This window comes from Serratia sp. PL7, from assembly GCF_945957435.1.
Genome location: NZ_CAMFLB010000013.1, coordinates 77,729 through 93,989, shown reverse-complemented (window position 1 = coordinate 93,989; position 16,261 = coordinate 77,729). Strand labels below are relative to the sequence as shown.

Below are 16,261 nucleotides of genomic sequence, written 5' to 3'. Positions count from 1 at the left end.
ACTCCATAGTGGATCCGTTGAGCCAACGGGGCCGGATCGTTATGCCGGCTCTGTTTTGGTATCAAAAAGGGGTTTAATCGGCCAGCAGAAGCGGAAACTGGCGCCGCCCAGCGAACTGGCCTCCACAAAGACCTGGCCTTGATAGGCCACGGCGATGGAATGCACGATCGCCAATCCAAGCCCGCAGCCGCCGGTAGCGCGATCGCGGCTGGGATCGAGACGGACGAAGGGTTCGAACACCCGCTCGCGTTCTTCTGGGGGAATGCCTGGGCCGTCGTCTTCCACCTGCAGGCATGCAGCATCGCCGTCAAACCACAGGCCGACGCGCAAACGCCGTTCGCAATAGCGCAGGCCATTGTTGACCAGGTTGTCTAACACGCGCTCCATCAGCCGCAGATCGACACCGCCAAAGTCACCGACATGCGGGATATTCAGCTCAATCTCGCGCTCTGGGTGGATCAACTGGATATCGGCCACCTTATCCTGTAGCCAACTGGGCAAATCGATTGGCTCAATATTCAAGGCTACCTGTGGTCGATCCAGACGCGCATAGGTTAATAGCTCGTCGATCAGGGATTCTAGCTGGCCGATATCCCGATTTAACGCCTGCTGTTCGCCTTCGGTCAGGTTATCGCTCATGGCCAACCGGTAGCGCAGACGTACCAGCGGAGTCCGCAGCTCATGGGCAATACCGTCAATCAGCTGTTTTTTACTGACGATCAGCGTGTTGACGTTATCGGCCATCTGATTAAAGGCGACGCCAAGCCGGTAAAGGCTTGAGGTGGGGACAAAGTGTGTACGTTCATCGAGATGCCCGGCCCCCAGACGTTGGGCGGCATTTTCCAGTTTCAGTAAGTCTTGCCAATGCGGGCGCATCCACAGGAATACCGGTAGGGCCAGCGACATGCCGATAAAAATCAGCAGCACCAAATCCAGGATGCGCATCTGGTGCAGATAAAAAAGATAAGGGATGGGGCCAACGACCAGCACGTAATGGCTGCGTGGGATGCGCTGCATGAAGGTATAGCGATCGTCCAGTGCGATGATCTCTCCAAGGCGCAGCCGCTTGGTGAGGTCCTCACTCAGGTTCTGCTTGCCGAGCGGCTCGATATGCAGTTTGAACGACAGGTTTAAATCCAGGGTGGCGATGGTTTTGTTCCAGTCTTTTAGCGGGATCTCCCGCAGCTCGCTGCGCATCAGATACAACGAACTCTTCATCAGGTCGTCCATCGATTGGCGCCCGGCACGTTCGGCGGTGACTTTGTATACCAGGCCAACCAGCATCGCCATCACCAGAAAGCAGACGAACAGCAGTAAAAAGAACTGCACGAACAGTTTTCTCATTGTTGCACCGATGCCCAGGCGTTAGGAGCAAAAAGATAGCCCTTGTTGCGCACGGTCTTGATGCGAAACGGTTCCAGAGCATTGTCATACAGCTTGCGGCGCAGGCGTGAGATGGCCACATCGATGCTGCGATCCATACCGTCGTAGCTGACGCCGCGCAGGTTTTGCAGCAACGCTTCACGGGCCATGATTTGCCCTGCATGGGTCGCCAGTTCCCATAGCAGATCGAAATCTGAGGTGGAAAGGGTGATGATCTCTTCCCCCAACGTCACCTGGCGGTTGACCGGGTCGATGCACAGCAAGCCAAAATGCACGGCATTATGCTGGGTGATGTTCTGTGTTTGCTCTTCTTTTGGCTGGTTGCCACCGTGTTGGCGCAGGTGTAAACGCAGGCGAGCCAGCAGCACCGCAGGTGGTGTAGTTTTCAGGATGTAGTCATGCGCACCCATTTCCAATGACAGGATGTGATTCATATCGCTGTCCAGTGAGGTGAGCAACACGATCGGGCCGGGATAAACCGGGCGCAGATCGCGGCATAGCGTCATGCCGTCCTTGCCGGGTAGCATGATATCCAGCAGCACCAGGTCTGGCTGTTCCCGCTCAATACAGGCCTGTGCCGTATCGCCGCGGGGTTCGATGATGACGTCGATGTCATGTTTACCTAAATAGGCGGCAATCAGTTTGCCTACTTCAGGATCGTCTTCTACAAACACAATTTTAGTCATAATAGGGTGGTTTTATAGGAAAAACGGCATTCAGCATAGCGCGCTGCTCGGTGTTGCGCCATGCCCATTATTTAACGCAGTGGTCGCCCACCATCTACTCCGTGAGTGCGTCCGGTAACGTAGCGGCTGCCCATCAGATAATCCACCAGGTTGACTACCTCACTTTCCCCTGGGGCGATCTGCATCAGGGATTTGGTCAATGCCTGTTGGCGATAGGCTTCATCGTCACCGGTGTTGAACATAATTAATGCCGGTGCGATAGCATTCACTTTGACGTCGGGGGCCAATTTGCGGGCAAAGGATCGGGTCATATTATCCAGCGCGGCCTTGCTGGCGGCATAGGCAATGTGCTTGTCGCTGCCTTTTTCTACTACATAATCCGTCAGATGGATGATATCGGCACCGGCTTGCCCCTGGCCAAGCAGGCAGGGTTCCAGCAGTTGGTTCAACAGGTAAGGAGTGTAGACGTGGATCTGGAGCATTGAAGCCATCACCTGTTCCGGTGGCGTTTCCGTCGATTCTGCCAACCAGGCGCTGGCATTATGGATCACGGCGCGTAGCTTTGGGGCAACCTGTTTTACCTGATCGGCAAAACGATAGATCCCTTCATGGGCAGAGAAATCGCCCTGCAGGCAGATCGCGCCAAGGTCTTGGAGTTCGGCTAATGCAGGGTATTCACTGCGATAGGCAATAATGACTGGAACGCCACGCTGTAAGAACGACTTGGCCAGAGCCAGCCCAATTCTGCGGGCACCGCCGGTGATCAACACAGGGGCCGAGTTGTGAGAGACCATCGAGTAAAGCTCCTGAGCAAACTGGCAAACATTAAAGGAATTATGCCATTATACGTCAGAAAGCGGATAACGCTTGCCATCGATGACATTTCAGCACTGGCCACCAGAAGGGTAACGAAGATGAACAACGATCATCTTGCATTCGTCGCGCGCAGTGAGAGAGTCTGTTTTGACTATACCCATTTTTTATCGGCCTCCTGCAAGAAGCAGTGGCGCTTTATCGATGCAATTTATGGGGTGATGCCCATCTTTGGCATGGTAGTGAAATCGCGCGTGACAGACTCACGCTCGCGCCAGGATCAGTTGAAAGAGTTGGCGTTACAGGTGGTTTCGACGCAGGTCAGCGATGAGGTCAACATTATTCGCCTGATCGATCTGGCCCGGCAACAGCAGTTGGTGGTGTTTGATATTCAACTGCCGTATCCGCTGGCGGCGGAGCAGTTGGCTGCCATTGAGAAAGAGTGTGGTGAATCGATAGTGGTGATGCAGGTCGGTGAGCGGATCACCATTAACGCCCAACCGATGGGGGGAAATTAACCGGGTGAATCACCCGGTTAATTAGGGCTATCAATGCAACATAAACCATCCGGCAGGGAGGGTTGCGGCCAGCAGTAGCATAACGGTGCTTTTCTCTAGCCGGTTGAGCAATTTCACGTCCTGATGCCCACTGCGGGCATACATAAACACCAGCAAGCCAGGCGCATACAGCAGTACCGACATCAACAGGTGCATCAGGCCTGAAGCATAGAGTAGCCACAGCCCATAAAGGCAGGCACCGCTGGCAGCGAAAATCAGACGCTTGTCCTGCCGCTGACGGGCTACCTTGAACAGGAAGGCCCCCACCAGGAAATACGGCACCAGGATCATCTCGGAAGCTATGGTCAGCAACGAGTTGTAGTTGCTGCCGGTCAGCCAGATAATCACCAGCGCAATTTGCACTGCACCGTTGGTTAACCACAAAGAGGCGGACGGGGCATGGTTGCGGTTTTGCTTGCGGAAAATTTTGGGGAAAGCGCCGTGTTGAGCGGCCAGTAAAGGCACTTCAGCCGCCATGATGGTCCAGCTTAGGTAAGCTCCGCAAACCGAAACGATCAGACCGGTGGCGATGATCACATCACCCCAAGGGCCGATCAGGTCAACCATCAGCACCGCCATTGACGGGTTACGCATTTCCGCCAGCTCACTACGCGGCACCACGCCGAGCGACAGCAGGGTGATCACCAGATACACCGCCAAAGCGGAAATCACGGCCAACATGGTGGCGCGGCCAACGTCCTTTTTCTGCCGGGCACGGGCGGAAACCACCACAGCACCTTCAACACCGATAAACACCCACAGGGTGATCAGCATGGTGTCTTTAACCTGCTGCCAGACTGGCGTACCAAGGGCAACGCCGTGGAAGTCCAACGTGAAGGTATCCATGCGGAACGCGATAGCGGCCAGCACGGCAAACAGGCCGAGCGGCAGCAACTTGGCGAGGGTGGCCACCAGATTGATGCTGGCCGCCGTTTGCACGCCGCGCAATACCAAGGCATGAACGATCCACAGCAACAAGGATTCGGCGATCAGCGCTTGCCAGGTATTGCCATCGCCCAGGATCACCGTGCCGCTGCGGTCTGTAAACAGGCTCAGTGCAGCAAACACGATCACCAGATAAGAAACGTTGGCGATCACCGCACACAGCCAGTAACCCCACGCAGAGCAGAAGCCCACCAGTTCGCCAAAGCCTTCTTTGGCGTAGGTGAAGATGCCACCATCCAGGTCGGGGCGCAGGCGGGTCAGTAACAACATGGCAAACGCCAGGAACAGAATGCCGACGCCGGTGATGGCCCAACCAATCAGCAAGGCCGCCGGGCTGGCAACCTCGGCCATATTCTGCGGCAGGCTAAAGACGCCTGCGCCCAGCATTGAGCTGAGCACCAAGGCGGTTAACGCGGTAAGACCAAGTTTTCTTTCCAATGATGGATCCCGAGACAGAATAAACAACTATGCGTTCCGTGCAGGCCAGCCATAACGTCATGGCAATTACCGCAAGGGCAGGCAATGGAGCTAAAAATTGGCGCAAATTCTAAGGGGAGATGCTTGCGGATGCAATGATTGGTTATGCGCGATGAGTAAAAACTTATTCAGCAGCGGTATAAAAAAGGGCTGCACAGTGGCAGCCCTTCGATCGAGGTGACAGCAGGGATTATTTGAACAGATCGGCGCTGACGGTCAGGTTGCCGCCGCTCTTGTTCTGCCACTGGCGCGTCACATGGTAATACTTGGCGCCTTTCTCAGCGGCACGCTTCGCCACTTCGGTGGAAACGTCGGTCATGCTGTTGAAGTGGCCGGTAAAGGTCACGGAATCAAACGGCACCATCTGCGCGGCGGTGACGTTATTCACTTCCTGGATCTTGGTCCCGTTCGGCAAGGTTACAGTGTAACGCTGACCGGTAGACGTCTGAGTTTCGAAGAAGCGGCCAACGTCGCGGGCTGGCGAGCCGGAAGAGGAGACGCCTGGGATCTCGACCTTAGCGGCTTCTGCACCACCAGCAGCCAGCATGGCTTTACCGGCTTCAGAATCGGCAGGCACGGCATCCGGGCTCTGCACCACACGTTTCGGCGCATCGGCTTTATAGATGAACGCGGTGATGAACTGGTTGCCGCCCTGGTTGGCATCCACCTGACGCACGATAAAGAACGAGGCAGCGCCTTTCTTCTGTGCGGCTTTGGTGATGGCATCGTTGATGTCTGGCTGACTGCGGTAGAAGCCGCTGACGGTCACGGTATCGTAAGGTTCAAGCAGGAAGGCCTCGTCTTTTGGCAGCTCTTTCACGCCGTTAATCACGCGGTACTTGGTCTCTTTGCTGACTTCTGGCGCATCTTTATGATAAACGTCTGCGGTGACGCGCCAGTTGCCGCCGTTATTACCGTTGTTGATATCCTGGATATAGAAGGCGTCGGCCCCCATTTTATCTGCACGGCGGGATACGGCATCGGCAGCTTCGTTGATAGCGTTGAAACGGCCGGTAATGGTGATGCGATCAAACGGCTTGATGGCCGCTGCTTTCTCAGGAGTTAACTCTTGCGCGGCATGCACAGACAGCGCAGTAAGTGATAACAAGGCTGATGCGATGATCGTGGTCTTCAGCTTCATAAAAAATCCTTTCGCCAAGCGCAGTAACGTTTATAACGTGCTGAACAGTTTAGGTGTAATTCAGCCGCAGATTATGCCATGTAACCTTGGCAGGTGTCTCAGCATTTTATGTGATGCGATGCGACAAAGCTGAGCCGCACTAGCTGAACCACATTGGGCCAACAGGTTATAAGTTTCAATAATAAAGCGTTTAATCTCATTAATGTTAATTATTCACAATTTTATAACTTTTATGCTCGCTGTCCCCGGCTGACAGGAAATGGCCTAGGCCAGGTTCTGCACAATAGTGCGCTGAAAAGGGGCTTCAGGGCAGTTTTTGCATCCAGATTTGAGATTTGTCATGGCCTTAGCTGCATTTTTATGTAAAAACTGACGGGTAAACGTAAGCAATTATGGATCATCGATCACATTTTCAGTAGGTTATAGGTGGCACCTTAATTTGCAGACAGGCAAGGCTGATAAAAAACTTGCCAGCCGGTGCTATCGCTATGGGTAAGACGATAATAAACATCATCAGAACAGGTGAGAAGGGAACATTATGCGTATTGGTGTACCAAGAGAACGGTTGGCCAATGAAGCCCGAGTTGCAGCAACGCCGAAAACGGTAGAACAACTGCTGAAACTGGGCTTTACCGTCGCGATCGAAAGCGCGGCGGGAAAACTGGCAAGCTTTGAAGATGCAGCTTATCAAGCCGCAGGGGCGACAATTACCGATACAGCCGATGTGTGGCAATCGGATCTGATCCTGAAGGTTAACGCACCTCTTGAGGAAGAAATTGCGTTAATGCGTGAAGGCAGTACGTTAGTCAGCTTTATCTGGCCTGCACAAAATCCAGAATTGATGGCGAAGCTGGCGGCCCGTAACGTGACCGCTATGGCCATGGATTCCGTGCCACGTATTTCACGTGCGCAGTCCCTGGATGCACTGAGCTCAATGGCCAATATCGCTGGCTATCGCGCTATCGTTGAGGCAGCGCATGAGTTCGGGCGTTTCTTCACCGGCCAGATCACCGCAGCCGGTAAAGTTCCCCCGGCCAAAGTGATGATCATTGGTGCTGGGGTTGCTGGCTTGGCCGCTATCGGTGCGGCTGGTAGCCTGGGGGCGATCGTTCGCGCCTTCGACACCCGCCCGGAAGTGAAAGAGCAAGTGCAGAGTATGGGCGCAGAATTCCTCGAGCTGGACTTTGAGGAAGAAGCAGGCAGCGGTGATGGCTATGCCAAAGTGATGTCTGAAGCCTTTATCAAAGCGGAAATGGCGCTGTTCGCCGCCCAGGCAGAGGAAGTGGACATCATCGTGACCACGGCGCTGATCCCTGGCCGCCCGGCACCAAAGCTTATTACCAAAGAGATGGTGGCTTCCATGAAGCCGGGCAGCGTGATTGTCGATCTGGCCGCGCAAACCGGTGGTAACTGTGAGCTGACCGTGGCCGACCAGGTGACCATCACCGAAAACGGCGTGAAGATTATCGGCTATACCGATCTGCCGAGCCGCTTGCCGACCCAGTCCTCACAGCTTTACGGCACCAACCTGGTGAACCTGCTGAAGCTGTTGTCGAAAGAGAAAAACGGCGAAATCGATATCGATTTCGAAGACACCGTGATCCGCGGTGTCACCGTGGTGCGCGATGGCGAAGTTACCTGGCCAGCACCGCCGATCCAGGTATCCGCCCAGCCGAAGCAGGCTGCTGCTGCACCAATCGAGAAAGTTGAAAAGAAACCAACCTCACCGATGGTGAAATACGGCCTGATCGCGCTGGCGATCATCCTGTTCGGCTGGTTTGCCAATTCGGCACCGAAAGAGTTCCTGTCTCACTTTACCGTGTTTGCGCTGGCCTGCGTGGTGGGTTACTACGTGGTCTGGAACGTCAGCCATGCATTGCATACCCCGTTGATGTCGGTCACTAACGCGATCTCAGGGATTATCGTGGTCGGTGCGTTGTTGCAGATTGGTCATGGCGGCTGGGTGAGTTTCCTCTCCTTTGTCGCGGTACTGATCGCCAGCATCAACATTTTTGGTGGATTCACCGTCACTCAGCGCATGCTGAAGATGTTCCGCAAAAACTAAGGGGTAGCAAAAATGTCTGGTGGATTAGTTACAGCTGCATACATTGTTGCCGCTATTCTGTTTATTTTCAGCCTGGCCGGCCTTTCGCGCCATGAGACGTCCAAGCAGGGCAACCTGTTCGGCGTGGCCGGGATGGCGATCGCGCTGATCGCCACCATCCTCGGGCCGGACTCCGGTAACGTGGGCTGGATCATTATCGCGATGATCATCGGTGGTTCCATCGGCGTGTATCTGGCCAAGAAGGTCGAAATGACCGAAATGCCGGAACTGGTGGCGGTACTGCACAGCTTCGTGGGTTTGGCTGCGGTGCTGGTCGGCTTCAACAGCTACCTGGATCACGGTACGGTGGCCATGGAACCGGTGATGGAAAATATCCATCTTACCGAAGTGTTCCTCGGCATCTTTATCGGTGCGGTGACCTTTACCGGTTCTATCGTGGCCTTTGGCAAACTGCGCGGCATCATCTCTTCCAAGCCGCTGATGTTGCCTAACCGTCACAAGCTGAACCTGGCTGCCCTGGTGGTTTCCTTCCTGCTGATGGTGCTGTTCGTACGTACCAACAGTGTTGGTTGGGAAGTGTTCGCACTGTTGATCATGACCGTGATTGCTCTTGGCTTCGGCTGGCATCTGGTTGCGTCAATCGGTGGGGCAGACATGCCGGTGGTGGTATCAATGCTGAACTCCTACTCCGGTTGGGCAGCGGCGGCGGCAGGCTTTATGCTGAGCAACGACCTGCTGATCGTGACCGGTGCGCTGGTCGGTTCTTCCGGTGCGATCCTGTCGTACATCATGTGTAAGGCGATGAACCGTTCGTTTATCAGCGTGATTGCCGGTGGTTTTGGTACCGATGGTTCCTCGACCGGCGACGCAGAAGAAATGGGTGAATACCGCGAAACCACGGCGGAAGAAGTGGCTGAACAGCTGCGTAACTCCACCTCGGTGATCATCACCCCAGGCTACGGCATGGCGGTGGCGCAGGCGCAGTATCCGGTAGCGGAAATCACCGAGAAGCTGCGTGCGCGTGGCATCAAGGTGCGCTTTGGTATTCACCCGGTGGCGGGTCGTTTACCGGGCCACATGAACGTGCTGCTGGCGGAAGCCCGTGTGCCGTACGATGTGGTGCTGGAAATGGACGAGATCAACGATGACTTCCCGGACACCGATACCGTCCTGGTCATTGGTGCCAACGACACGGTGAACCCGGCGGCATTGGAAGATCCGCGCAGCCCTATCGCCGGCATGCCGGTGTTGGAAGTGTGGAAAGCGCAAAACGTTATCGCGTTCAAACGTTCGATGAATACCGGCTATGCCGGGGTGCAGAACCCGCTGTTCTTTAAAGAGAACACCCAGATGCTGTTTGGCGATGCCAAGGCCAGCGTGGAAGCGATCCTGCGCGCGCTGTAATATCACCGTAGGAAAAACACAATGCCAGCCACTTCTCAGTGGCTGGCATTTTTTTATCGAACCCTTTCTCAGAGCGAGGACCGATCGAGTTTGCTGAGATGACCTCTTTACTTCCAAAAGCGCAGAGGCTAACAGCTCTCTCCCAGTAGGAGAGGATTGGGATGAGGGGGCTATTGCCCGTAATAGGCGTTCTTGCCGTGCTTACGCAGGTAATGCTTATCCAACAGCACCTGCTGCATGTTGCCAATCCCCGGCGTCAACTGCCGTGAAAAAATCCCCATATAAGCAATTTCTTCCAGTACGACCGCATTGTGAACCGCGTCATGCGCATCCTTGCCCCAGGCAAACGGCCCGTGGGTGTTGACCAGCACCGCCGGGATGGCGCTTGGGCTGATGCCGCGCTGGCGGAAGGTTTCAATAATCACCTTGCCGGTATCCAGTTCATAATCATGCTCGATTTCATCTGCGGTCATCAACCGGGTGCAAGGGATCGCACCGTAGAAATAGTCGGCATGCGTGGTGCCCCAGGCAGGGATATCCAGCCCGGCCTGCGCCCAGATGGTGGCATGGCGTGAATGGGTATGCACGATGCCGCCGATATCGGCAAACTCGCGGTACAGCGCCAGATGGGTAGCGGTATCCGAAGAGGGCTTCTTGCTGCCCTCAACACGTTGGCCATCGGCCAGGTTGACTACCACCATATCCTCCACCTGCATATGCGCATATTCCACGCCGGAAGGCTTGATCACCACCAACCCGCGTTCGCGGTCAACGGCGCTGACGTTACCCCAGGTAAAGGTCACCAACTTGTGGCGTGGGAGGTCGAGGTTGGCCTCCAATACCTGCTGTTTGAGCTGTGACAAAGTTAGCATGTCATTCCTCCTTGCTGCATTTGCTGTTCAATCCAACGGCGGGCTTGCACGATCTCGGCAACCGGTTCGTCGGCCTTTTCGGTCCACATTTCAATCAGGAATGCGCCACGATAGTTGAGCTGTTTCAGCGTGTGGAACAGGGCGACAAAATCCACACAGCCTTCACCAAATGGCACATCGCGGAACTGGCCGGGTGACGTCTCAGTGACCGGGAAGGTGTCTTTGAGGTGAATGGCCGCGATGCGGTCAATACCGAGCTGCAATTCTTGCGCTACATCGTTACCCCAGGCGCTGAGGTTGCCAACGTCCGGATATACCGTGAACCATGGGGAAGCCAGCAGGGAGTCCCAAGTCTTCCACTTGCTGATGGAACTCATGAATTCGGTATCCATAATTTCGACCGCCAGCATCACCTGTGCGGCAGCGGCACGTTCCACCGCCCATTGCATCCCCTCGGTAAAGCGGGCGAGAGTCCCTTCATCCTGCTGTTCGTAATACACGTCATAGCCCGCCAACTGAATGGTGCGGATGCCAACGTCTTTGGCCAACTGGATCGCCTGTTCCATGATCAGATAAGCCTGTTGCCGCGTAGCCTCGTCATGGCTGCCGAACGGGAAGCGGCGGTGGCCGGAAAGGCACATCGAGGGGATGCTGATGCCGGTTTCCAACATGGCGCTGACCAGCGAAAGACGCTGCTCTTTGCTCCAGCTCAGACGTGATAAACGCTCATCACTTTCATCGACCGACATCTCGACAAAATCAAAACCGCAGGCCTTGGCCAATGCCAGCCGCTCCGGCCAACTCAGGTGTTTCGGCAGCGCTTTTTCGTAAATTCCCAACGGATGCTGGCGCATATCAAGATCTCCAAATGTCATCAATGGCGGTACGGAACTGACGTGCGGCCACCACCGGATCGGCAGCCTCGGCCAGCGCACGCCCGGCGATAAACGCCGTCACGGCAATGTCTTTAAACAGCGGCAAATCGGCCGGGACGATCCCGCCGGTCACCGAAAGCTCAATCCCCAGATCGGACAGCGCCTTCATGGTATCCAGATCCGGTTGGCCCCAGGTTTGTCCGCTGGCTTGTGCATCGCGGCCACGGTGGTAAATCGCCTGTTTGATGCCCAGATCGCGCCATGCCTTGGCATCTTCCAGCGTCCAGCGACCAAACAGCTCAATCTGGATTTCACCCCGGTAGCGCTCGGCCACCTCCAGCGCACTAGCCATGGTGGCCAGGGGGGCTGCGCATATCACGGTCATCCAGTTGGCCCCCTGCGAAAAAGCCTGTTCGGCCAGGGTAGCTCCGGCATCGGCCACCTTCAGATCGGCGACCAGCGTATGTTGCGGGCAACGTTCACGCAGGGCTTTCACTGCCTGGATCCCGGCGCTGATGCATAAAATGGTGCCCGCCTCGATGATGTCGACGTACGGATGCAGACGGTCGACCGTTTGCAGAGCGGCATCCAGCCGGGTGTGATCGAGCGCCAGTTGCAGGCGCGGTTTGATGGTCATAAAGCCTCCTGAAAGTCGCCGTGTTGCAGCGTTTGTAGCGTGGCAACCAGTGCCTGATAACGTTGGTATTTACGGTGGTAAGCATCCTGAGCGGCGGGATCCGGCAGAACGGTTTCGATACGTGGAGCCAATGCCCGCTGTGCGGCGGCAAAGTCGCTGAAAGCGCCGGTGCCCACCATGGCAGCCATCGCAGCGCCCAAACAGCCGGTTTCCTCCACCTGCGGCAGTTCGACCGGTAAGCCGCTGACGTCGGCAAACATTTGCATCCAGGGGGCCGATTTAGCCGGTCCGCCGGTGACGCGCAGTGCCTTGGTCTGAGGGAAACGTTGCCGCATACGGTTCAGGTGGGTCATATGGCAGAACACCACGCCCTCGAAAATCGCCTGTACCAGATGTTCGCGCTGATGGAAGGCCTGCATACCGTAGAAGCTGGCACTTAACCCCAGCCCGGCGTTGGAACCATAAAGGAAGGGGGCAAACAGCAACTGGCTGCCAGCCTTGGGTAGGTCAGCCACCCAGCGGTTGAGCTGCGCGTAATCGTGCAGGCCCCATTGCTGGCAAAACCACTCCAGATTCGCAGCGGAAGTGGGGCTGGCTTCGTGGACGATGTATTTGCCTTGCTCGGCATGGCGGCCATAAACGAATGGATAGCTGGAGTCGGAAGCTATCGTTGCGGTGATCCCGCTGGTGACAGACCAGGTGCCCATTACCGCGTTGAGTCGGGTTTCATCCTGCAATCCGGCACAGAGTGCGGTGGATACCACGTCAAACAAACCGCCCACCACCGGGGTGCCGACTTGCAAGCCAGTCAGCGCCGCTGCTTCCGCACTAACGCGCCCGGCGATCTCGGCAGAACCGACAATCGGCGGCAGGGCTGGCACGATCTCGCCGATGCCAAGCAATTGTGCCAGCGCCGGGTCATAACAGCCGCGCTCCATCTGATACAGATTGGATTCGGAGATATTGGTTTCTTCACCGGCCAGTTCGCCCGTCAGGCAGTACCGCAGGTAGTCATGCGCCATCAGCACGCTGCCGATCTGGGCATAGCGCTCGGGTTGATGCTGCTTGATCCAGCGCAGCAGTGAAACCGGATGGCCGGTCCATAGAGTTTGGCGAGTTTGCTCGTACAGGGCTTGCGGCATGCCCGCTTGTTGCCAGGCCATCACCTGGGTCAATGCCCGCTGATCGGAGGACAGAATGGCGTTACCCAGCGGTTGCCCTTGTTTATCCAACAGGAACACGCCTTTGCCCTGGGCTGAAATCCCCAGCCCCTGAACGGCAGACGCGGCGATACCGTTGTGTTCCAACACCTCACGGATCACGCTGGCGGCAGTTTGCCATAGTGTGGGCATATCCCGCTCCGCCCAGCCAGGTTGCGGGGCAACGATTGCCAGATTACGGCGGGCGATGGCCAGTTCTTTACCCTCGGCGTTATACAAACCGGCCTTGATAAAGGTGCCGCCGCAATCGAGCCCTAGCCAGTATTTCATTGCTCGCTCCCGGCGACCTGGTCGCATTTATTTGGCAACATCAGCGCCAGCAGTGCGGCGATCGCCAGTGAGGCAGCCAGGCTATAGACGCCAACGTCCTTGTTGAACACCGTGATCAGCACGCCGACCATATAGGGGCCGCAGAAGCCACCGAGGTTGCCTAAGGCATTGATCACACCACGTGCACCACCGGCCACTTCGGCGTTGAATAATTTGGGGGGAATAGTCCAGAACACGCCTGCGGCCGCCTGAATAAACACGCCGCAGCCGACTAACGCGGCATAAGACCACCAGATGTGATCTTTCAGCAGCACGGAAAGCGCCATGCAAATAGCAAAGCAGGCCAGCGGCAGGGCAACGAACACTTTGCGTTTACCGGTGCGGTCGGACAGCGTGGAAACGATCAGCATGCCGAGAATGGCACCAATGTAGGGCAGTACGGCAAGCCAGCCCACCTGTTCCATATTGCCGTTGGTCAGACCCTTCAGAATGGTGGGCAGCCACAGGGTGTAGCCGTAGATCCCGGTTTGGTAGAAGAAGTTAACCAGGATCAGTTGCCACATGATCCGGTCGCCCAGCACGCGCCGCAGTGAAGCATTGCGTACCGTTTTGCCTTTGATCAGCAGTTGCTCATCATGCAGGGTTTTGATCAGGTAGTCTTTTTCGGCCTGCGAGATCCACTTGGCTTCCTGCGGGCGGTTGCTGATGGTGAAGCACCACAACGCCATCACCACCAGTGACAAGCCACCTTCCACCAGGAACAGCATGCGCCAGTCCCAGGCGGTGATGATCCAGCCGGATAGCGGGGCGGTGAGGATACCGGCGATCGGTACGAACATGATCACGATGGCGTTGGCACGGCCACGCTCCTTGTCCGGGAACCAGTTGCTGATCATGGTCAGCACCACCGGCAGCATACCGCCTTCTGAAACGCCGAGGGCAAAGCGCAGAAACAGCAGTTGGTATTGATTGGTCACCAAACCGGTCAGCACCGAGATCACCGCCCAGGCCAGCAGCGACCAGCCAATAAACTTCTTGCCGTTACCGTTAACCGCCAGCTTACCGCCGGGCACTTGCAGGAACAGATAACCGATAAAGAAGATGCCGCCCGCCAATCCGGCCATTGAGGCGGTGATCCCCAATTCGGCATCCATGCCGCCAGGCATGGCGAAGGCGATATTAACGCGGTCCATATAAGAAATAATGCAGGTGATCAGAATTGGCGGCACAATTCTCAGCCAGCGTAATTTGGGTATGGCCTGACTTTGGCTAACAGCAACAGAAGCAGTATTCATGTTATTGATACCTTCGCATAAATAGGGGGCTCGGAATAAATCCGTATTATTGTTTACCGTTTTATAGGTATTATTTGATGTTCTATCTTTTGGACGTCATGATATTAGGCCACTGCTTAACGCCAGGGCATTGATACCATCCTTGATAATAGCGATCCGTTGCTCGACGCTCTCTTGTGCCGAGGTGGACAGTAATTTGATACCGGCATAGTTTAATTCTGCCAGCGGAGCCTGATTAAATAATTGCCGCGCACTGTCCAGCGTCATTAATGATTCATGACAAACATAATGACTGCCATCGAATGGGGCAAAGGGCGCATGTGTATCCTCCCATTCGCCATAAGCTCCGTGGCTGGCGGTGCCGGAGAACATCAGGGCGCTTAATAACCCTGCCTGTTGACACTGTTTCACCTGTTGCAAAGGCAAATGGTCATTATGCCCCTCAATAGCAGAACGGCCCCAGTTGATGGCCAGGGTTAGCGTATCGCCAAAGTGGTGGTTAATCGCCTGCGCCGCGATGATCTCATCTTCCAGCGTCAGGAAACCCTTGCGTGGCATGGGCCCGGTCAGCGCATCGCAGTGCTCAATCACCAAATCGCATTCCCAGTGCCAACCGGCAATGTCTTCCAACGAGGCAATGAAGGCCTGCCGCGCCGCCGCACTGTCTATTTCCTGCCGGTTGGGGGCGGATTGCAGCTCCAGGGCTACCACCTGTTGGCGACCGGCGCGATCGTTGGTGCGCTTAACTTTGTCATGTATTGAGCGGATATAATCCACCGCAGCCTGGCGCTCCTCTTCATTACGGGCGGCGAGGCCAAAATCCCGCCCGCTACTGCGTCGTTGCATAGTCCCCATCACCGCGGTAAGCACCAGTTGCCAGTGGTTGGGGATCTGCTTAAGCAAGAAATCGTCACCATAAGGATGCAGGTCATCCAGACAAGGTTGCTCCAGCCCACGGATCAGCGGCAGTTCAGCCAGCCGATCCCAGAATTGAACTTCCTTTTCACGTTCGAGTTGATGAAATGAAGGGGCGCAAGGATAAGCACCAATAATAAAGCCCGGCGTTGTGTTTTCCATATTTTTCACCTGATATTATCGCAATCAATGAAACGGCTAAATTCACGGTATGAGACAGTCTTTATTTCATCGTGCTGGAAAGTAATGTTATCGGTATTTTCACCACCACCTTTCTGATGTCGCAGGGCGTTTGATTAATACAGGCAGGGCGATGGACATCCTGCGGATAAAATACCGCAAAATTACCGGGCTGCATGGTTAACCAGGATTCGTCTTCCACATCCTGATAGAAAATAATGTCGCGTTGTGCTAATAACTCCTGATGAATAACGTTATTTCCTCTGTCCGCCGCAACGCCTATTAACTCAGTGCCGCTTACCAGGAACTGCACGTCGATATTTTTACGGTGCACTTCAGGGCGCAACTCATCTTTATGTTGTGTGTGCAGATCCAGTACCTGCACCACATAACCGGTTGCCGGATCCTCATAACGCCCGGCAGACAGGGGGGTAAAATCGGTGTTCTGCAAATAGGCCACGGCTTTGGCAATCGCCGGGGGATAGTGTTCTGCTGCCGTATGGGCAATATGGCCGAAGATCATAAA

General features: G+C 55.5%; 15 protein-coding genes. 3 read left to right on the top strand and 12 right to left on the bottom strand.

The genetic code is table 11. The annotated features are described in order from the left end of the window. Window positions 1-39: 39 nt before the first annotated feature. The 3 genes from rstB to folM all read right to left on the bottom strand — a co-directional run bounded on the left by rstB (window position 40) and on the right by folM (window position 2,863). Window positions 40-1,344: a two-component system sensor histidine kinase RstB gene (rstB, locus tag N6G83_RS34825; RefSeq protein WP_211134615.1), complete on the bottom strand. Its 1,305-nt coding sequence runs from the start codon at window positions 1,342-1,344 to the stop codon at window positions 40-42. Further along, window positions 1,341-2,069 carry a two-component system response regulator RstA gene (gene rstA / locus N6G83_RS34820; protein ID WP_199062585.1) on the bottom strand — a complete coding sequence of 243 codons (729 nt, stop codon included), beginning with the start codon at window positions 2,067-2,069 and terminating at the stop codon, window positions 1,341-1,343. Before rstA ends, rstB begins: the two co-directional genes overlap by 4 nt. A gap of 71 nt (window positions 2,070-2,140) precedes the next feature. Next, entirely contained in the window at window positions 2,141-2,863 is a 723-nt protein-coding gene (folM, locus tag N6G83_RS34815; RefSeq protein ID WP_024530160.1) for a dihydromonapterin reductase, read from the bottom strand. Between the two features lie 120 nt (window positions 2,864-2,983). On the opposite strand from folM, the gene N6G83_RS34810 reads away from it, so the two are divergent. Beyond that, window positions 2,984-3,400, top strand: a complete 417-nt coding sequence (locus N6G83_RS34810; protein ID WP_024530159.1) for a hypothetical protein — start codon at window positions 2,984-2,986, stop codon at window positions 3,398-3,400. A gap of 30 nt (window positions 3,401-3,430) precedes the next feature. Here the strand turns inward: N6G83_RS34810 and N6G83_RS34805 are convergent, their stop codons facing one another. Continuing rightward, a complete protein-coding gene (locus tag N6G83_RS34805) occupies window positions 3,431-4,822 on the bottom strand; it encodes an amino acid permease (RefSeq protein WP_024530158.1) in 1,392 nt (463 codons plus the stop codon). Between the two features lie 229 nt (window positions 4,823-5,051). Next, window positions 5,052-6,002 (bottom strand): DUF1471 family protein YdgH, encoded by a 951-nt coding sequence (gene ydgH / locus N6G83_RS34800; RefSeq protein ID WP_211134616.1) that lies wholly within the window; start codon window positions 6,000-6,002, stop codon window positions 5,052-5,054. A gap of 538 nt (window positions 6,003-6,540) precedes the next feature. Between ydgH and pntA the strand changes: the two genes are divergently transcribed. Further along, a complete protein-coding gene (gene pntA / locus N6G83_RS34795) occupies window positions 6,541-8,067 on the top strand; it encodes a Re/Si-specific NAD(P)(+) transhydrogenase subunit alpha (RefSeq protein ID WP_024486776.1) in 1,527 nt (508 codons plus the stop codon). 12 nt (window positions 8,068-8,079) lie between these two features. Further along, window positions 8,080-9,471, top strand: a complete 1,392-nt coding sequence (pntB, locus tag N6G83_RS34790; RefSeq protein WP_021177867.1) for a Re/Si-specific NAD(P)(+) transhydrogenase subunit beta — start codon at window positions 8,080-8,082, stop codon at window positions 9,469-9,471. A gap of 170 nt (window positions 9,472-9,641) precedes the next feature. On the opposite strand, the gene araD is transcribed toward pntB, so the two are convergent. From araD to N6G83_RS34755, 7 genes are all read right to left on the bottom strand, one after another. Beyond that, window positions 9,642-10,343: an L-ribulose-5-phosphate 4-epimerase gene (araD, locus tag N6G83_RS34785; RefSeq protein ID WP_211134617.1), complete on the bottom strand. Its 702-nt coding sequence runs from the start codon at window positions 10,341-10,343 to the stop codon at window positions 9,642-9,644. Next, window positions 10,337-11,197, bottom strand: a complete 861-nt coding sequence (locus tag N6G83_RS34780; protein ID WP_211134618.1) for an L-ribulose-5-phosphate 3-epimerase — start codon at window positions 11,195-11,197, stop codon at window positions 10,337-10,339. Before N6G83_RS34780 ends, araD begins: the two co-directional genes overlap by 7 nt. Window position 11,198: 1 nt before the next feature. Then, entirely contained in the window at window positions 11,199-11,855 is a 657-nt protein-coding gene (ulaD, locus tag N6G83_RS34775; RefSeq protein WP_074029137.1) for a 3-keto-L-gulonate-6-phosphate decarboxylase UlaD, read from the bottom strand. Next, window positions 11,852-13,345 (bottom strand): FGGY-family carbohydrate kinase, encoded by a 1,494-nt coding sequence (locus N6G83_RS34770; RefSeq protein WP_211134619.1) that lies wholly within the window; start codon window positions 13,343-13,345, stop codon window positions 11,852-11,854. The genes ulaD and N6G83_RS34770 overlap by 4 nt, the downstream gene beginning before the upstream one ends. Continuing rightward, window positions 13,342-14,640, bottom strand: coding sequence for an MFS transporter (locus N6G83_RS34765; protein ID WP_211134620.1), 1,299 nt, complete (start codon window positions 14,638-14,640; stop codon window positions 13,342-13,344). Before N6G83_RS34765 ends, N6G83_RS34770 begins: the two co-directional genes overlap by 4 nt. Before the next feature lie 96 nt (window positions 14,641-14,736). Next, window positions 14,737-15,717, bottom strand: coding sequence for a DUF4862 family protein (locus N6G83_RS34760; RefSeq protein WP_211134621.1), 981 nt, complete (start codon window positions 15,715-15,717; stop codon window positions 14,737-14,739). A gap of 61 nt (window positions 15,718-15,778) precedes the next feature. Continuing rightward, the gene (locus tag N6G83_RS34755; protein ID WP_024530150.1) at window positions 15,779-16,258 is read right to left on the bottom strand and encodes a YhcH/YjgK/YiaL family protein; all 480 of its coding nucleotides are present in this window, start codon (window positions 16,256-16,258) and stop codon (window positions 15,779-15,781) included. Window positions 16,259-16,261 lie beyond the last annotated feature (3 nt).

Bases quoted from the DNA above. Each gene is read 5' to 3' on its own strand.
- rstB (WP_211134615.1), bottom strand. From the start codon at position 1,344: ATGAGAAAACTGTTCGTGCAGTTCTTTTTACTGCTGTTCGTCTGCTTT.
- rstA (WP_199062585.1), bottom strand. From the start codon at position 2,069: ATGACTAAAATTGTGTTTGTAGAAGACGATCCTGAAGTAGGCAAACTG.
- folM (WP_024530160.1), bottom strand. From the start codon at position 2,863: ATGGTCTCTCACAACTCGGCCCCTGTGTTGATCACCGGCGGTGCCCGC.
- N6G83_RS34810 (WP_024530159.1), top strand. From the start codon at position 2,984: ATGAACAACGATCATCTTGCATTCGTCGCGCGCAGTGAGAGAGTCTGT.
- ydgH (WP_211134616.1), bottom strand. From the start codon at position 6,002: ATGAAGCTGAAGACCACGATCATCGCATCAGCCTTGTTATCACTTACT.
- pntA (WP_024486776.1), top strand. From the start codon at position 6,541: ATGCGTATTGGTGTACCAAGAGAACGGTTGGCCAATGAAGCCCGAGTT.
- pntB (WP_021177867.1), top strand. From the start codon at position 8,080: ATGTCTGGTGGATTAGTTACAGCTGCATACATTGTTGCCGCTATTCTG.
- araD (WP_211134617.1), bottom strand. From the start codon at position 10,343: ATGCTAACTTTGTCACAGCTCAAACAGCAGGTATTGGAGGCCAACCTC.
- N6G83_RS34780 (WP_211134618.1), bottom strand. From the start codon at position 11,197: ATGCGCCAGCATCCGTTGGGAATTTACGAAAAAGCGCTGCCGAAACAC.
- ulaD (WP_074029137.1), bottom strand. From the start codon at position 11,855: ATGACCATCAAACCGCGCCTGCAACTGGCGCTCGATCACACCCGGCTG.
- N6G83_RS34770 (WP_211134619.1), bottom strand. From the start codon at position 13,345: ATGAAATACTGGCTAGGGCTCGATTGCGGCGGCACCTTTATCAAGGCC.
- N6G83_RS34765 (WP_211134620.1), bottom strand. From the start codon at position 14,640: ATGAATACTGCTTCTGTTGCTGTTAGCCAAAGTCAGGCCATACCCAAA.
- N6G83_RS34760 (WP_211134621.1), bottom strand. From the start codon at position 15,717: ATGGAAAACACAACGCCGGGCTTTATTATTGGTGCTTATCCTTGCGCC.
- N6G83_RS34755 (WP_024530150.1), bottom strand. From the start codon at position 16,258: ATGATCTTCGGCCATATTGCCCATACGGCAGCAGAACACTATCCCCCG.